The 17,063-nt window shown below is 43.6% G+C and carries 18 protein-coding genes and 3 pseudogenes; 18 read left to right on the forward strand and 3 right to left on the reverse strand.

The features are described 5' to 3' along the window. The 10 genes from TT11_RS06235 to cobA all read left to right on the forward strand — a co-directional run bounded on the left by TT11_RS06235 (nt 1) and on the right by cobA (nt 7,882). Nucleotides 1-888, forward strand: a complete 888-nt coding sequence (locus TT11_RS06235; RefSeq protein ID WP_261869586.1) for a PP2C family serine/threonine-protein phosphatase — start codon at nt 1-3, stop codon at nt 886-888. Nucleotides 889-956: 68 nt separating this feature from the next. Then, nucleotides 957-1,460 (forward strand): hypothetical protein, encoded by a 504-nt coding sequence (locus TT11_RS06240; RefSeq protein WP_261869587.1) that lies wholly within the window; start codon nt 957-959, stop codon nt 1,458-1,460. A 35-nt stretch (nt 1,461-1,495) separates the two neighbouring features. Beyond that, a complete protein-coding gene (locus TT11_RS06245) occupies nt 1,496-2,113 on the forward strand; it encodes a protein kinase (RefSeq protein ID WP_261869589.1) in 618 nt (205 codons plus the stop codon). A gap of 76 nt (nt 2,114-2,189) precedes the next feature. Further along, a complete protein-coding gene (locus TT11_RS06250) occupies nt 2,190-2,783 on the forward strand; it encodes an FAD-dependent oxidoreductase (RefSeq protein WP_261869590.1) in 594 nt (197 codons plus the stop codon). Beyond that, nucleotides 2,713-3,588 (forward strand): NAD(P)/FAD-dependent oxidoreductase, encoded by an 876-nt coding sequence (locus TT11_RS06255; protein WP_370587805.1) that lies wholly within the window; start codon nt 2,713-2,715, stop codon nt 3,586-3,588. Before TT11_RS06250 ends, TT11_RS06255 begins: the two co-directional genes overlap by 71 nt. 13 nt (nt 3,589-3,601) lie before the next feature. Further along, on the forward strand, nt 3,602-4,303 hold the full coding sequence (locus TT11_RS06260; RefSeq protein ID WP_261869592.1) for a molybdopterin-dependent oxidoreductase: 702 nt from the start codon (nt 3,602-3,604) through the stop codon (nt 4,301-4,303). Beyond that, nucleotides 4,296-5,336 (forward strand): molybdopterin-dependent oxidoreductase, encoded by a 1,041-nt coding sequence (locus tag TT11_RS06265; protein ID WP_261869593.1) that lies wholly within the window; start codon nt 4,296-4,298, stop codon nt 5,334-5,336. Before TT11_RS06260 ends, TT11_RS06265 begins: the two co-directional genes overlap by 8 nt. A 68-nt stretch (nt 5,337-5,404) precedes the next feature. Then, nucleotides 5,405-6,070, forward strand: coding sequence for a molybdopterin dinucleotide binding domain-containing protein (locus TT11_RS06270; protein ID WP_261869594.1), 666 nt, complete (start codon nt 5,405-5,407; stop codon nt 6,068-6,070). Further along, entirely contained in the window at nt 6,036-6,812 is a 777-nt protein-coding gene (locus TT11_RS06275; RefSeq protein WP_261869596.1) for a (2Fe-2S)-binding protein, read from the forward strand. The genes TT11_RS06270 and TT11_RS06275 overlap by 35 nt, the downstream gene beginning before the upstream one ends. Nucleotides 6,813-6,949: 137 nt before the next feature. Next, nucleotides 6,950-7,882, forward strand: coding sequence for a uroporphyrinogen-III C-methyltransferase (gene cobA / locus TT11_RS06280; protein ID WP_261869597.1), 933 nt, complete (start codon nt 6,950-6,952; stop codon nt 7,880-7,882). 257 nt (nt 7,883-8,139) lie between these two features. Here cobA and TT11_RS06285 read toward each other — a convergent pair. Then, nucleotides 8,140-8,214: pseudogene (locus tag TT11_RS06285) on the reverse strand (IS1 family transposase); the annotation flags it as partial. Nucleotides 8,215-8,290: 76 nt separating this feature from the next. On the opposite strand from TT11_RS06285, the pseudogene TT11_RS17120 reads away from it, so the two are divergent. Both TT11_RS17120 and TT11_RS06305 read left to right on the forward strand, forming a co-directional pair. Continuing rightward, nucleotides 8,291-9,127: pseudogene (locus TT11_RS17120) on the forward strand (cation transporter). Nucleotides 9,128-9,226: 99 nt separating this feature from the next. After that, nucleotides 9,227-9,370 (forward strand): hypothetical protein, encoded by a 144-nt coding sequence (locus TT11_RS06305; RefSeq protein ID WP_178377961.1) that lies wholly within the window; start codon nt 9,227-9,229, stop codon nt 9,368-9,370. Between the two features lie 255 nt (nt 9,371-9,625). Here the strand turns inward: TT11_RS06305 and TT11_RS06310 are convergent, their stop codons facing one another. Continuing rightward, nucleotides 9,626-11,101: an ATP-binding protein gene (locus tag TT11_RS06310; protein WP_261869602.1), complete on the reverse strand. Its 1,476-nt coding sequence runs from the start codon at nt 11,099-11,101 to the stop codon at nt 9,626-9,628. Nucleotide 11,102: 1 nt separating this feature from the next. Beyond that, a complete protein-coding gene (locus TT11_RS06315) occupies nt 11,103-11,825 on the reverse strand; it encodes a heavy metal response regulator transcription factor (protein ID WP_238036680.1) in 723 nt (240 codons plus the stop codon). Between the two features lie 194 nt (nt 11,826-12,019). Between TT11_RS06315 and TT11_RS06320 the strand changes: the two genes are divergently transcribed. From TT11_RS06320 to TT11_RS06350, 6 genes and pseudogenes are all read left to right on the forward strand, one after another. After that, entirely contained in the window at nt 12,020-12,280 is a 261-nt protein-coding gene (locus TT11_RS06320; protein WP_238036683.1) for a hypothetical protein, read from the forward strand. A gap of 91 nt (nt 12,281-12,371) precedes the next feature. After that, complete coding sequence (locus tag TT11_RS06325) at nt 12,372-12,965, forward strand: cytochrome c (protein ID WP_238036686.1); 594 nt, start codon at nt 12,372-12,374, stop codon at nt 12,963-12,965. A 135-nt stretch (nt 12,966-13,100) separates the two neighbouring features. Continuing rightward, complete coding sequence (locus TT11_RS06330) at nt 13,101-13,742, forward strand: DUF411 domain-containing protein (protein WP_238036689.1); 642 nt, start codon at nt 13,101-13,103, stop codon at nt 13,740-13,742. Nucleotides 13,743-13,822: 80 nt separating this feature from the next. Then, nucleotides 13,823-15,528 (forward strand): annotated as a pseudogene (locus TT11_RS06335) (copper resistance system multicopper oxidase). 25 nt (nt 15,529-15,553) lie between these two features. Continuing rightward, nucleotides 15,554-16,516 (forward strand): copper resistance protein B, encoded by a 963-nt coding sequence (locus TT11_RS06345; RefSeq protein WP_261869608.1) that lies wholly within the window; start codon nt 15,554-15,556, stop codon nt 16,514-16,516. 27 nt (nt 16,517-16,543) lie between these two features. Continuing rightward, a complete protein-coding gene (locus tag TT11_RS06350; protein ID WP_261869610.1) occupies nt 16,544-17,029 on the forward strand; it encodes a DUF305 domain-containing protein in 486 nt (161 codons plus the stop codon). The last annotated feature ends 34 nt before the right edge of the window (nt 17,030-17,063 follow it).

Here is a 17,063-nt window from a genome sequence, read left to right on the forward strand (position 1 = left end):
ATGTATGAGAGCGTCAAACAAGCTCCTAAAGAGACAAGTCAAGTAAGCAGTCATGATGCGGAAGTTGCATTGTGGCTGCCTGATTTTTATACGATGGCAGGGCGCAAAGCTGAGAACCAAGATAGCCTACTCATAACGACCTGCTTGCCTTATGGGTTCCCATCGTTATCATCCTTTTCATCATCGTCAGCGCATAGTGGCGATCATCCCTCTTTTACAGCGCCTTTATTGGTGCTAATGGCTGATGGGGTCAGTGCTTGCCAGTTTCCCAAACAAGCCAGTCAGTCAGTGATAAACACAGTGACACACTATATCACCTCAAAACTTGCAGAGATGGTACAGACAGATAGGGTGCAAGCAAATGAGGCATCAAGCGAATCGCAAAGAAACTCTGCAAGCAAAGCGCAAGAGCAATCGCCAAATTCACTACAACGCTTTGATGACAATCAAGTTGCCATCGTGATTAAGGAGGCGGTGCACCAAGCCAATGATGCGCTTTATTTCCCGCAGGCGTATGAGCGCCTGCCAGCTTTATTATCCACCTTATCAGGACTGCTATGCATAGGCGACCGTATTCATCTGTTTCATACAGGCGACTCTCGTATCTATCGTATCGGTATCGACAGTATGGTGCTATTGACCAAAGACCATCACATTCACCACGGACGAGACAAAGGGGCGTTGTCTGCTGCTATCGGTGCTGATACCCGAGTTGAGCTGCAACAGTCGGTGTTTACCTTGCATCAAAACGAGTGTCTGGCGCTCATGACTGATGGGGTTTATGAGTCTATCGCGCCCGCAGAGTTACAGTTTGAGCTGTGTGCTGCGGTACAGATATGCACCAATCAGTGGGATGTCCCAATCAAATCATCGACCATCTTCAGATAAGCCAGCGCTTATGTGAGCATGCCTTTAGCGAGGGTAGCCATGATAATCTCAGTGTGATCATGCTGGGCATGAACGATGCACTCACAAAGAGCAAAACGCATAGAGAAACAGACAACGGCATTGCTCTTGATCAAAGTGTGGATAGCGACAGTAGTCACGCTCAGGATATCAATCACTATCGCTTACCAACGGGCTTGGCAGTAGGGGCACAGATTGATAATTTTTTGGTCAAAAAAATCATCGCGCGCACGGCTCGCAGTGAGGTGTATTTAGTAGAGGATGATGACCAGCATGCATTTGTTTTGAAGTCGCCAAGTCTCAATGTCATTGCTGATGGGCATTATCTACGTGAGTTTTTAAAGGAACGCAAAATCGGTTTGAGCCTGTCCAAGCACAAACGCATTGGTGAGCCCGCTTACAATCAAGTAGACCCCAATAGCGTATCCTCCCATGATCCGCTTTTAACCAGTGATGTCTCTAAAAAACTGAGTGCGACCTTTAATGCGTCTAATGCGTCGGGGCTTTTGCGCTACTACCAGTGCCTGCCAGTAGCACTTATTTATATCATTTAACGGAATATATCGAAGGGGAGAGCCTACGAGTGTTTATGGATCGTCAAGCCCCTTTTGATATTTGGCAAACTTACGATTTACTTACTAAGATCGGCATGGCGGTCCGTGTGATGCATCGGAACTATCTACTGCATCAAGATATCAAGCCTGAAAATATATTATTAACTCAATCAGGTGCGGTCAAGTTAATCGACTTTGGCTCTGCTAGCTCCTCCATACTAAAAGACAGTACGCGTCCTCCTAATGGTGATTTGCACTACGCTGCACCAGAATACTACACCGATGCCCCAAAAGGCGTGCATTCTGATTTGTTTTCTATTGCCGTGATTGGTTATGAGTTACTCACAGGTGAGCTGCCATTTAGCTCGCAAGATTTGATGAACCCATCCGCCTCACTGATCGTACCTGCAGAACGCCTACGTCAAAACCGAGTGCCAGCTGCTAGCCAACAAGCGTTGATGCGTGCGCTACATTCTAGTACGCAGGCAAGGTATCAAGCGATTGGTGAGTTCTTACAAGACTTCAGCCCTGATAACAGTAACGATATCAGAGACCCTGAACCGCTGATTGTACGTCATCCCTTATTGGTTTGGCACAGCATTTGCTTTATTCAATTTGTCATTATCATATCGTTGCTGATTTATTTTTTATAAAACCTTGTTAAACGTAAATAGTACGACAAGCCATTTTATTCAACGCTGCGTGTTGCGGCTAAGGAATGATTTTCCTATGTCACTTGTTTCACAAGAACCAACCCATACTTCTTTTCCTAAACGTCGGACTACTGCTGGCATCGTTATTATCGGAGCGGGCATGGCAGGCAGTCGTTTTGCCATTGAGCTTGCTCGCACGCAATCAAATGATGACACCGCCCGTTTGCCAATTACGTTAATCAGTAAAGAACCGCAAGTTGGCTATAACCGTATCATGCTGTCACCAGTACTTTCAGGAGAGTCGGTTTTTGAAGAGACATATTTATACGAGCTAGCAGAATATGAGCAATTGGGTATCACGGTATTGGCTGGCACGTCGGTAGATGCCATCGATACCAAGCAACAGTGTATTGAATTGAGTGATGGACAAGTCCTAGATTATACCGAGCTGGTGCTGGCTACTGGCTCGCAAGCTCGCGTCATCCCTTTTGCCAATCATGATGCTAAGGGTGTTCATGTATTTCGAGATATTGCTGATGTGCAGGTATTGACGGAGTACGCGCGCCAAGCAAAAAAAAGGTCTCGTCATTGGTGGCGGGGTGCTAGGTCTAGAGGCCGCTTGCGCTTTGGCATCTCAAGGGGCAGATATGACAGTGGTTCATGTCGATAGTCGTGTTCTCAACCGACAGCTTGATATGCCCGCCGCTCATCTGCTACAAGCAGAACTCTTCAGTCGAAGTGTCAAGCTGGAGGTATTAGCCAACACAGAATGTATTACGGTCAATGATCAACACGAGGTTAATGGTCTGTTGTTAAAGGATGGTCGCACACTGCCAGCAGACTTTATTGTCATGGCAGTTGGCGTCATCCCCAATATGACACTGGCGCAGCAAAGTGGTCTTGAGGTTAACCGAGGTATCCTTGTAGATAACTTTATGCATACTAGCTGCCCGCATGTCTATGCGATCGGGGAGTGTGTCGAGCTGGACGGGGAGCTATTCGGGATGGTGGCTCCTGTCAATCAACAGGTCGATACTTTGGTGTCTGTCTTAAAAGCGCCACGCATCTCAAGTCGTAAGACAGCCAATAGTGACTCGCGACCACACGAATCTGAAAATAACTGGTGTCCCTTTATCAGTAAGCCTTTATCTTTAAAATTAAAAGTATCTGGCATCGCGGCTTTTTCAGCAGGTCAGATTGCTTTTGATGATAGTGAAATGGCACAGGTAGAGCGCATTGTCTATCAGCAGACGAGCCTTAATCATTATCTTTGTCTCTATATTAAAGCAAGCAAACTTATTGGCACGGTACTATATGGGGATGTGAGTGAAAGCGGGTTTTATAGTCAGCTGATCACCGATGGCAGTGATATATCCTTGATAAAAGAAGACCTTATCTTTGGCGAAGCCTATTGCAATTTAGAGAAAATAGAAGCAGCTGAGCCAAATCGGCCTTGCCAAGTGTCGCACACCTAATAGGAGAGACATCATGAGCAGCGTCATCTTAAATGACGATCAAGACCTCAATATTGTACCGTCCTCTCGCATTAAGACTTACACTGAGGGCTTGATCAGTCCTATTCGTACCACTTGTCCTTACTGCGGTGTGGGCTGCGGCGTACTAGCAAACATTGATGAGGCAGGTGTCGTCAGCGTGACAGGTGATCCTGATCATCCAGCAAACTTTGGTAAACTTTGCTCAAAAGGCAGTGCATTGGCACAAACATTGCGTACTGAGCGCAGGTTGACTCAGCCTTATTATCAAGACAAACAGCGATCGATGGCAGAGGGACAACCTACCGATACGCAGCCTGCCGAGTGGGAGGCGGTGTTAGATGATATTGCCAGTCGTTTGAACAACACCATCGCGGCACACGGGCGTGACAGCGTGATGTTTTATGTGTCAGGGCAACTGCTTACTGAGGATTATTACGTTGCCAATAAGTTTATTAAAGGATTTATTGGTAATAATAATATCGATTCCAATTCTCGTCTTTGTATGTCCTCAGCGGTTGCAGGGCATAAGCGCGCTTTTGGTGCAGACTTAGTGCCTAGTAATTATGAAGATTTAGAGTCTTGTGATTTGTTGGTATTGGTAGGCTCCAACATGGCATGGTGTCATCCTATTTTATTTGGGCGGTTTTTATCAGTCAAAAAGGGTGATCGCAATAAAAAAACTGATTGTGATTGATCCGCGTCGTACTGATTCTTGTGAGTTCGCCGATTTACATTTGCCCATTGCTGTCGGCACAGATACTCACTTATATAACGGTCTGCTACACTATCTTGAACAAAACGGCTATGCTGATAAGGATTATCTTCAGCAGTGTCAGGATGTCACGCCCGCTTTAGATGCTGCAAAAACATGGACGATTGATAAGGTGGCGACGGCATGTGGTATCAGTGCGGATCTGGTACAGGAGTTTTATGCGCTGGTCGCTGCAAACGATAAAACCGTCACGGCATTTAGCATGGGTGTCAACCAATCTGCAAGTGGTACTGATAAGGTCAACGCCATTATCAATACTCACTTATATACTGGGCGAGTGGGCCGAGTAGGTGCAAGTCCGTTTTCACTTACCGGTCAGCCAAATGCGATGGGCGGGCGCGAAGTCGGTGCATTAGCTAACCTGCTTGCCGCGCATCTAGACCTAGACAACGAGCAGCATCGTCATTTGGTGGCTGATTTTTGGCAAGCACCGCAGGCAATTGCCGCAGAGACTGGGGTAAAAGCTTGCGATGCCGCTGATGCCATACTAGATGGTCGTATCAAAGCCATTTGGATTATGGCAACCAACCCTGTCGTTAGCTTACCTGAAGCCGATAAGTTTCGCCGCGCACTGTCGGCCTGTGATTTGGTGATTGTATCTGACTGCTCCGTCGATAGCGATACGGTTAAGTGTGCAGATATTGTTTTGCCGGCACAAGGTTGGGGGGAGAAATCAGGCACAGTGACCAACTCGGAGCGTCGCATCTCGCGCCAACGGGCGTTAATGCCTGCACTCGGACAAGCAAAGCCTGACTGGTGGATACTGTCGCAAGTCGCTAAACGTATGGGTTTATTAGGTTTTGATTACCACCATCCTAGTGAGATATTTAATGAGCATATCGCTCTAACTGCTTATAGAAATGATGCTAGCCAAGCTTTGTCAGATAGCAATCAACCGCGCTATCTTAATTTGGCAAAAGATCTTTCGCTAGAGCCAGTAGGGTCGCTAGACTGATAAAGCCAGACCATCTTGAGCAGCAAAATAAAGACGTAGTTTCTTTCAGCCGTGACGCATACGATGTCATGACCCCGTTTCAGTGGGGCGGCGCACGTATTACACCCAGCAAAACAAAGTTTATTGCCATTACGCCTCCCAGTCACGGCAGCTTACCCAATAGGCATCCGCAACGATTGAGATCGAAAAGCGCGGATAGTCAAAAAAACAATGACAGTCATACGTTGCATCAGCATCACTCAGGGGCGGTAGATCTACGGCTTATTACAGGTAGGCTTCGCGATCAATGGCACACGATGACGCGCACAGGACTTGCACCGCAGCTCAACCAACACGCATCTGTACCAACGCTCACCGTGCACCCCCATGATGCCAAGCAGCTCGGTGTTGACCAAGGCGATTATGTACAGCTACGTCCTTGCTATGATAAAAGCGACGAGAAAAGCGATAAGCAAAACTTATCAATACAGAGCCAGCCGCAGTACATGGTTTCTAGTAATACCACTACAGACAGTCAGGTGCTCGCACAAGTTGCCATCAGCGATAGTATGATCGCAGGAGATGCTTTTATGCCGATGCATTGGAGTAGAGCTTTCGCTCGTTTTGCGCGCGTAGGTACGCTGATTCCAACAGTCGTTGATCCACATTCAGGACAGCCTGAATTAAAAAAATTCCGCAATCAGCGTGATGCCTGTACCGATGAAAACTTATGGCAAGATTTTGGTGCATCCTGATTTACAAGACACCATTATAGTGCATCTGCGTGAGACCATATTGAACTCTGAAACAGAATCCGAGGATAAAAATACGCCGATATCTTCCTGTGATACCAATGCAGATTTTGAAATAGCAGACGCATTGCCTGCGTTGCCCGCACTGACATGGAGTTTAAGTCGTCAAACTAATAGCGTTTTGATTACCTTGGCCAGTCCCATAGACAGCGTCGTCAGTAAATTGCTTGATGCTGATTATTGGCAGCACTTCATCCATACCTATCAAACATCTCTAGCCAATGAGTCCATCAATAGTGCGTTTACTTGCAGCAAGCAAGCAAAGCAGCTTCGCTTCGTCTCGACGCAGGTAGATGCAGATAGTAAAGCGATAGATCATGCATCGATTAGCACGTCAAAGTCTGACATACCACGCGATCAGCTTCTACTAAGCGTTTGTTTTGCGCCACAAGTGGCGCAGCTGCCCAGTATTCATTGGCTCAATAGTTGCTTTGCCAGTACTGATGCGATACCAGAAAATCAACGTCATAAGTGGTTGCTAGCAGGTCGTCCAGCGACAGGTTATGTTGATCCAGGTCCATTGGTGTGTTCATGTATGGCAGTTGGAGAGAATATTATTATTGAGACGATTACTAAGCAGCAATGTATGAGTGCCCACGCGGTTGGCAAAGCGTGCCGCGCAGGGACTAACTGCGGTTCATGCGTGAGTCAAATCAATACCTTAATCGAAAAGTATGCGTCTTAAAAACTTTCTAAGATCAGGCTTGCTTACTAATATGGCATAGGGTTTGCACTGTATCTTGTAGGCTCTTCTTTTCTCAGGTATGCCATTGTTAGGTGCAGGTTTGCGCGTTATTAACAGTGTTATTAGGAGTTATTACCATGACTGATTCATCTCCCTTTATTACCACATTGATTGCAAATCATTTGTCTAATACTAATTGTCATACCGCAGGGCGCGACAAGCCATTAGGTATAGACAAAAATATGAAAGTAGGCACGGTACATTTGGTTGGTGCAGGTTCTGGTGATCCTGAACTACTCACGTTAAAAGCACTGCGAGTGATGCAAAAAGCAGATGTCGTGCTCTATGACAGCTTGGTTTCAGAGGATATTTTAGATATGTGTGCGCTGACAGCAGAGAAGATATTCGTTGGTAAGCGCCGTGCCAATCATGCGCTACCACAAGAAGGTATCAATGAGCTGCTAGTCAAACATGCGTTAGCGGGTAAAACGGTCGTTAGGCTCAAAGGTGGCGACCCCTTTATTTTTGGACGTGGCGGTGAGGAGCTACAAGAAGTGGTGCGTCATGGTATCCACTTTGAATCTATTCCTGGTATCACTGCTGCTAGTGCGGCTGCAAGCAGAGCAGGTATTCCATTGACACACCGTGATCATGCACAAGCCGTGAAGTTTGTAACAGCATGCAAAAAATCAGGTGCACCCAATAATGATTATGGTGAACTTTTGGACAGTACGCAAACCGTTGTCTTTTATATGGGGTTGAATCGACTAGATGAGATGACTCAAGGGCTAATTGCCGCAGGGCGCGACAGTAATACACCTTTTGCTGTGATTAGTCATGCCAGTTTGCCAACGCAGCAGCTTCTTATCGGTACGCTTGGTAATATCGCCGAGCAGCAAGCTGAGGCAAAACTACCAACCCCTGCGCTATTGATTATGGGTGATGTGGTTAATTTATACTATGAGTTTGCAAGCTACAATCTTGGGGCGTTAGGTAAAAGTACCTTTATTGACGTTCAAAACGTTGTTAGCAGTCATAATTTAGTCAGTAATTTGGAGGTTGTCACGTAGGATAGAAGCATACTAGTGCTTAGCACTTTTATAGTATGTCAGCACAAATTATTAAACAGGGTAATGACTACTACAAAATACTAAAACGCATGTAAAAAGTAGACGATGTAATAAAAAGAGTATGATGCAAGGTACCATGACTTTGGGTACAGTAAGAGTGAGTTCAGCAGTCTGGTATAAGTGGTTCCATTATACCAGTCTGTTTTAAGTAGTCTATTAATAGGTTTGAAGGGCGAAATAACTGGTTCCGCTGGGGTATAGCTTTTGAAACCATTTTTCTTTATATTGTCACTTAGACAGGCTGGGCATTTGATGTATAGTGTCATTTGCATTTCACTATTTATCAATTTCTCAGCCTGTTTTTTTTCAGCCTACTTTTTGAACCACCACCCGGATATAAATGTAGCTATGAATAAAACAACTTTTAAAATATCGAAGATGGACTGCCCTTCGGAGGAAAACCTAATCCGAATGAAATTAGAGGGCCACTCGAATATTGAACATCTTGAGTTCGACATTCCTAACCGTCAATTAACTGTGTTTCATCATGACAATATAGAAGGGATAGAGACTGCTATTCATGACCTAAAATTAGGAGACACCCTACTCTCGACCGAAACCATTGACCCCTCTGATCCCAACAATAATTTTAAAATTGATGCTGACTCTAGTCACAAAAAAAGATGCTGAGCAAAGAAAGCTACTATGGATAGTGCTGGTCATTAACTTTGCTTTCTTTATTATTGAAATGAGCACGGGACTGATTTCTCGTTCGATGGGGTTGGTCGCCGACAGCTTAGATATGTTAGCAGATAGCTTCGTGTACGGAATTAGCTTATTTGCGGTCGGTGGAACGGTCATTAAGAAAAAAACGGATTGCTAGAATTGCCGGATATTTTCAAATTACGCTAGCGATTCTTGGTTTTTTTAGAAGTACTAAGACGTTTCTTTGGCAATGAGCAGTTACCTGACTTTTCTACCATGATAGTCATATCGATTCTTGCGCTAATTGCAAACTCGATTTGCCTCTATTTACTACAAAAATCGAAAAGCAAAGAAGAAGAAGCCCATATGCAAGCCAGTATGATTTTCACTTCAAACGATGTGATTATCAATTTAGGGGTAATTGTTGCAGGGATTTTGGTTAATTGGTTACACTCTAGTACGCCTGATTTGATTATTGGTAGCATCGTATTTGCTTTAGTTATTCAGGGCGCCTTTAGAATATTGAAGTTGAGTAAGTAGCCAAGCCTAATAACTGAAGCAAATAGCTCAAGTAAGTAGCTTAATTAAACCGCTAAGTGTAAAGTAACTGGGTTTGAAGCAAATAAACATCATAAGGATATGAGACCTCAAGCAATGATTGAACAAACTTTAAATCTAGTCACCACCAAAGACCATCAGCAAGTTGCCGTTTGGCGAATAATAGATGATGAAGTCTTTGATAAGAATCTGGGAGACCTTCCTAAATTTTGTGTAAGTATTTAATCTAAACGTCAGTTACACAGAATCTGGGATGGTCTCTTCAAGTCCTCACTAGCGCACCGATCATAGATAGAATATCTATGGTAAGTACATCATGAAGTACACTGTGGCTATCTCAGCAAGTTGAAACCTTAATACCATTAGCTCACAGCCAAAGATTCAAGTCCTCACTAGGGTGCCGTCATTATTATCTTAATATCTTATTAACTCATCGATTTTTATAGTTCATAAAATCCAAGCATCGTAGTATGAAGATAGTTAATATTTGGCCATCAATAACTCTACAGTAACCTCAAAATAATACTCATCTTTGATCGCAATATTTACTTTGCCTTTATGGGCATTGGCGATAGCCCGAACGATAGACAATCCTAGTCCTGTCCCTGAATGTTGATTGCTTGTCTTATCATGACGATAGAATCGCTCAAATAATTTATCGGCCGCGCTTTGATTTAGCGGTTTGTCTAAGCGGTTAGTCAAGGCGATTCTTAATAATGATTGTTTTGAGGATAGAGGATATTCTTTTGAGTTCTCAAGAGTGATATCTGAGGTAATGATGGTAGCTGATATTGTGATAGTACTGGCACTAGCGGCGTAATAGATGGCATTTGACAGCAGATTAGCAAATAACCGTTGCAATAAACCTTCATCACCTAATACTGTCGCAAATTCACCCGATTTTGCAAAAGTTATCTCACGATCCTCGGCAAGCATTTCATAGTAGTCGATCAGCTTTGTGATTAGACTCTCGGTATCTACGTTACTAACTTGCGTGTCGCTTAAACCTTTTTGAGTTTTTGCCAGTAGCAACATATTATTAATCATAGCCGATAGCTGCTCTAACGTGTCATGTTGATGATGTAGCTGCTCAATGTATTCATTGCCATCTCTTGGCTTATTCAACATGACTTGCGTTTGCGTACTCAGCGTCGCAATTGGGGTACGGAGCTCATGGGCAATATTATCTGAAAACCGAGACAAGGATTCAAAATTACTCTCAAGTTTGACCATCATTGAATTATAAGATTTTGCTAGTGGTCGTAGCTCTAAAGGCATATCACTGACGGTTATTCTTTCATCCAATCTTTCAGGGTTAATCCTTTTCATTTTTTGTACGATAGTGGCTAAAGGTGCAAAACCCCAATACACACTTAATGCAGCTACTGACACCAACAGTAATGTAATAGCGAATAAAATCATACTGAGTTGACGATTGAAATGCATGAGATAGTGGTGATGAACATCGATGGGCAATGCAATAAGTGCCAAAACCTCTTGGTTTTCGATGATGATTGCTCGGTAATTCCTACCCTTTATCTCAATCGTGAATTGCTGATCACGATAGACTTGCCACAATTGTGGCAGGCTAAAATCTGAAGGTAGGTCGTTGATGAAGCTGGTTGGATCGCTAGATAATAGTGCACCGCTCTTATTTGCAATGACAGTTTTTAAGTCATAGTCAAGCCGAGAAGGATGTAGATGGTTGGCGCTAGTTAATGACTGAGATTTTGAAGCTGCTGATGACTTTGTCTGAGCATCAACATCATTGATACTTTTGCGCAGGTTAAAAGCTGCATGCGTGATAATCTCAGAGTCCATTTGTTCAAAATGTCCACTGACAGAACGCTGCACCCACGCGTAAATAATCACTTGAGAGATAATTACGAATACAGTTAGCAGAAAAACGGTGCGCCACAGTAATGGCAGGCGTCGACTATCTAACCGATATTTCATATTAGATATCGTCAGCTTCGTAAGATGGCTGGCTATCAGCGATTGTATTGACAGCATCTAATCGGTAGCCCATACCACGCACAGTATGAATCAGCTTTGCCTCATGTTCATCGTCTATTTTTATGCGAAGACGCCTGATTGCCACATCAATCACGTTCGTATCATTTTCAAAATTCATATCCCATACTTGAGAGGCGATGACTGAGCGTGGTAGAACTTCACCTCGGCGCTCTAATAAAAACTGTAATAACGAGAACTCTTTTGCGGTCAATTTAATAGGTTGGTCTCTTCTATGTACGGTACGCTTTGCAATATCCATTTTGAGATCTGCTATTTGCATGATCGTACTTTGATAATCGACTTGATTAGCACGTCGCAATAGACTTTTCATCCTGACTACCAATTCTGCAAACGCAAACGGCTTGGTTAAATAATCATCGCCACCAATCTCAATCCCTTTTATCTTGTCACTTAAGTCATCTTTTGCTGTTAAAAATAGCACGGGAGTATGTTTACCTGCAGCTCGGTAGTTACGCACCAGCTCAAAGCCACTAATATCCGGTAGCATGACATCCATCAGTATCACGCTAAATTCTTCAGTCATCAATGCGTGATAGCCATCTAGGCCTGTTAGATAATGATCCACAATAAACCCAGCTTCGGTTAAGCCCTTTTTTATATATTCGCCAAGTTTCAACTCATCTTCTACCAGCAGTACTTTCATAATAGCTTCCCATATACATTTCACGCCTACCTAGCATAGTAAAGCATAACCCCGCTTTGAACATCAAAAATTCTCAAGATGACAATATTGTAATCTTGCGGTCATGTCTCTGTCAGAATCAATAAAGTATGCTTTAGAGTAACTTAATACTTTGAAGTCTTGTCGATTTCATACCAATCAAATAAGGATCTATCATGTCACTATTTAAATCAATCGTAGCAACCGCTATCGCCTTAGTTGTTTCAACGTCTGCTATGGCACATGACCCTAAGATGCATGCTGAAAAGGATCAGATGAACTGTGAAAAAATGGAAAAGCATATGCAGATGATGCAAAAGATGGATCACAGCAAGATGGACATGAATGATCCTGCCATGAAAGCCATGATGGCTAATATGGGTAAAATGAAACAGATGTACCAAAAACACTGTGTGAGCAGTGATAGCGACTCTTAACGATTCCTTTTATACGCTCATGATTATTGCTAGATGATTTTCATCAAAGGTTAATCGGATATTAATAAAAATGGATTTTTAGGATGAGCCTATGAAGTTTTTACTAGGAATACTCTTTGCTGTCTTTGTCGCTATTGTAGGCGTTTTTGCGGTAGTGACTAGTGGTGTGATAAATATTGGCGCTGATCAAGCCCATAGCCCACTGGTTTATAAATTTTTAGAGACTGCCCGCACGCGCTCAATAGCAAATGCTAGCAAGGGCATCATCGTTCCAAACCTAGCAAAAGTAGATATGATCAGTACAGGCGGTGCGGATTATAAAGATATGTGTGCAGGCTGTCACTTATCACCTGGGGTGGAAAGCACCGATTTTAGTGAAAGTCTATACCCTAAACCGCCCAACTTTACCAACGCTGATGTGGTGAAGCGCTATCAAACGAAAGCTGGCGCACAGCAAGGATTTTGGGCGATTAAGCACGGAATCATGGCGTCTGGAATGCCAGCATGGGGTGCCTCTCACGACGATGACAGAATGTGGGCAATGATGGCTTTCATTAGATCGTTACCTGAATTAAATGAAGCTCAGTACACGATGCTGACCACGAGGATAGATACTGACATTATGGACATGAGCTTTGATGGAGATATGGATATGTCGGATGATAGCTTTGAAATGCAGCACTAATTATTTAATAAAAAGCGTAGCACTAAAATAGTGCTACCTTTTGCAATTTAAGTTTGGCCTGTTTTACTTTATTTAGTGATAGGTTGTAGAAATTTTAAAATGTCCAATAGACAAATACATGCTTAGGAGTGTTTTATGAGACGCTATACCAATATGTTTTCTAGTAAGCACAACCAGTTATCTGGTCGTACGCTTTTAGTGATGATGACATCTTCACTGTTACTAGCGGCTTGTAGCCAATCAAATACGGGCACTTCTGATTCAAAACCCGTACAACCTGAGCCAACTGTTGCCACATCAACCAATCAGGTGACAGAAACACAAGCTGAATCTACAGCGGTTACGACGCCTGTAGTCAACCAATCAGACCTACTTAAGAATGTTTCAGCGACGGTTTATAAAGATGCCAACTGTGGGTGTTGCAAAGAATGGGTAAGCTATGCAGAAGATAATGGATTAAGCGCAACCGCACACGATGTTGAAGATTTGTCTTTATTCAAAGAACGCTATAGCGTACCGCAGCAGATGCGTTCTTGTCATACCACCGTTACCACCGATGGCTTTGTTTTTGAAGGACATGTTCCTGCAAAATACATGGCACAGTTCTTAGCAAATACTCCTGCACAAGCCATTGGACTTGCTGTACCAAGTATGCCTGTTGGTAGCCCCGGTATGGAGTATGAAGGTAAGTTTATGCCTTACAAGGTAATGCAACTTAATAAAGATGGCACCACAGAAGTTTATGCGGATATTGAGTCTCCTCAGCAGCAACTGTGATTAAATTATTCGTTAAATATAAAAAAATATAACAGCCAAAAGCTTAACCACCATCTCGCAAATTAAATTAGGTCATCATTATGAATAAACAGAACATATTGAACCGCCGACGTTTTTTGACTGGATCTTCTGCTGTCCTTGGTGCTTCCTTGATACCGACCATTGCCAGTAGCGCATTGGGACATTCGAATCGCTCGAGCAGTCAGGCGGCCACCATTAATAGTGATCAAAACACTCATAAAGTACCTGTATTGACAGGCAAAGAGTTTGATTTATACGTCAGTAAACAGTCTGCTATTGTGAACGGTAAAAAGAGCATGGCAACGCTCATCAATGATTCACTGCCAGCACCAACGCTAAAGATGCGTGAAGGTGATACGGTGGTGATACGTGTTCATAATCAGATGGATGAATCAACATCTATTCATTGGCATGGGTTGCTGGTGCCGTTTGAAATGGATGGTGTACCTGGAATTAGCTTTGAGGGCATTCCTGCGCATAGCACCTTTACTTATAAATTCAAATTAAAACAATCAGGCACTTATTGGTATCACTCACACAGTGGGTTCCAAGAACAAACCGGTATGCTGGGTGCCATTGTGATTGAACCTAAAGGGCGTGAGCGTCATCCTATCGACGAAGACCATGTGATCGTGCTTAGTGATTGGACCAGCCGCAACCCGCATAATCTCTTGAAGCTGCTCAAACAGCGCGCCGACTTTGACAACTACCATCTACCAGACTTCAAAAAACTGCTTGCTGATATTGCCGAAACGGATATGAAAACCGCGTTTGATAAGCGCAAAATGTGGAATCAGATGCGCATGATGCCCACTGATTTTACGGACTTGTCGGGTGAAAACACATTTACCTACCTTATCAATGGCAAAACGACCGCAGCTAATTGGGCGCAAATCGTCAAAGCAGGACAGCGCGTTAAATTACGCTTCATCAATGCCTCAGCGCAAACTATCTTTGATGTACGCATACCCGGTCTCAAAATGACTGTGGTGGCAACCGATGGTATCGATGTCGCACCAGTTGCGATTGATGATTTTCGTATTGGTGTGGCTGAGACTTATGATGTCATCGTTACCCCGACCAAAGATGCCCATACCATATTTGCCCAAAACATAGACCGTTCAGGCTATGTTGCAGCAACACTTGCAACTAAAGAAGGCGCTCGTGCTGCGATACCTGCTATGGACAAAGTTGAATGGCTCACAATGCAGATATGATGGGCGCTATGGGTGCTGATGGTTATAAAGCCCGTCATGCCAAAACAGAATACGATTTTAAGAGTGATATGCGTGTGGACAGTCCACGTATGAACCTTGATGATCCCGGTATCAACCTGCGCAATGTTAATAGAGAGGTATTGAATTATAGTCAGCTGCGCTCTGTCGATGAGGCAATATTTGCGGAGCAGCGCAAACCTACCCGAGAGATAGAACTACATTTAACCGGTAACATGGAGCGCTATATTTGGGCGTTCGATGGGGTCAAATTTAGTGACGCGACACCAGTGAATATTAAGCCGGGTGAGCGCGTACGTATTACCTTGGTTAATGACACGATGATGAATCATCCGATGCATCTACATGGGATGTGGAGTGATTTACGTATGCCTAACGGCGAGTTTCAGGTGCGCAAGCATACTATTATGGTACAGCCAGCGCAAAAGATTAGCTTCGATGTGACAGGAGAAGCTGGACGATGGGCATGGCATTGTCATCTGCTGTATCACATGGAAGCCGGTATGTTCAGAGAAGTGGCCGTCGTTTAATAAACCTTCGAATATGAGCCTTATTATGAAAATTTATAAAGTAAGTCTACCGTTTATTGGCATGTCATCTTTGATGTTATTAACGTTACCTTTAGCAAATGCTGCTGAGATGCCCATCATGGATCACAGCGGTATGGACATGTCTGATATGGATCACAGCAGTATGGATATGTCTGATATGGATCACAGTAGTATGGATATGTCTGATATGGATCACAGCGGTATGGACATGTCTGGTATGGATCACAGCAGTATGGACATGTCTGGTATGCAAGGCGGTGAACCACCGGCTGATGCTCGTAGTCCAGACTATTCAAATGGGGTTCCCTACGGGCAGTATGGTAAGCCAATGATGATGGGCAGCATGCTATTATGGGGAGTGTCAGTAGACGACTTGGGCTATCAGTTTGATGACGATCAAATCAACTTCGAAGCAACGGGCTGGTACGGTACGGATAGTAATCGTGTAAGGCTACGCACTGAAGGTAGTGCTCAGACTAAAGATGATAAAGAAATCGATAGTTTGAGCTCGCTCGCTTATTGGAAACCACTGAGTATTTTTTGGAACGGTGAGGCCGGTGTCGCTTACGATACTGAAAACGACAAATCTGCAGTGATTGCAGGTATTGTCGGTACCGCGCCGTATTTCATCGAAACGGACGCTAGGGCGTACTTATATACCGATGGTCAACTTCGTCTTGATTTAGGTGCAGAATACGAGTGGCGTTTGGATCAGCATTGGGTAGTTATACCGGAGGTGGGGTTGACTGCCTTTAGTAAAGATGACCATGATAATGACATTACCAAGGGCTTTAATGAGATGGAAACGGAAGTTAGGCTTACTTATGAGACATTCAGTCGCCAACTCGCGCCTTACATCGGTGTGAGTTATGAGACAGCGCTTGGCAAGGCTCGTGGTCAACGACGTCAACATAATGAATCGGTTGATAGCAGTAGTTTAACTGCGGGGGTTAAGTTCTGGTTTTAATATTATTAAAATAATAGGAGATATACTATGAATGCTTCAGATCAAAACAACATGAATCATCAACAGGGCATGAACCCTTATGTAAAGTTCACTCTGATGATTCTAACGTCTACGATTGTGATGTACATCATGATGTATTTCAACACTTATGAATGGGGTCATATTTATTTTAGTGAAACCCGAGCTTATATGGCGCTCTACATGGGTGCTGGTATGGCAGTGGTCATGTTGGCATTTATGACTAATATGTATAAGAAGACCAAGGTCAATTTGATGATCTATGGTCTGAGCGTGTTGATGTTTGCTGTTGGTATTTGGGGCGTTAGATCTCAAGCAACTGTCGATCAAGTCGATTGGATGCAGGCCATGATACCGCATCACTCGATTGCTATTCTCACTAGTAGTCGTGCTGATATTGAAGATCCGCGTGTGCAGCAGCTTGCCGACGACATTATAAAAGCACAAAAGCGCGAAATTGATGAAATGCAGCAGTTGATTGAAGAGCTTGAATGAAGCGTAAAAGGTTTAAAAGATAGGATCTATATGT

The organism is Psychrobacter sp. JCM 18901, from assembly GCF_000586435.1.
Classification (GTDB): domain Bacteria; phylum Pseudomonadota; class Gammaproteobacteria; order Pseudomonadales; family Moraxellaceae; genus Psychrobacter.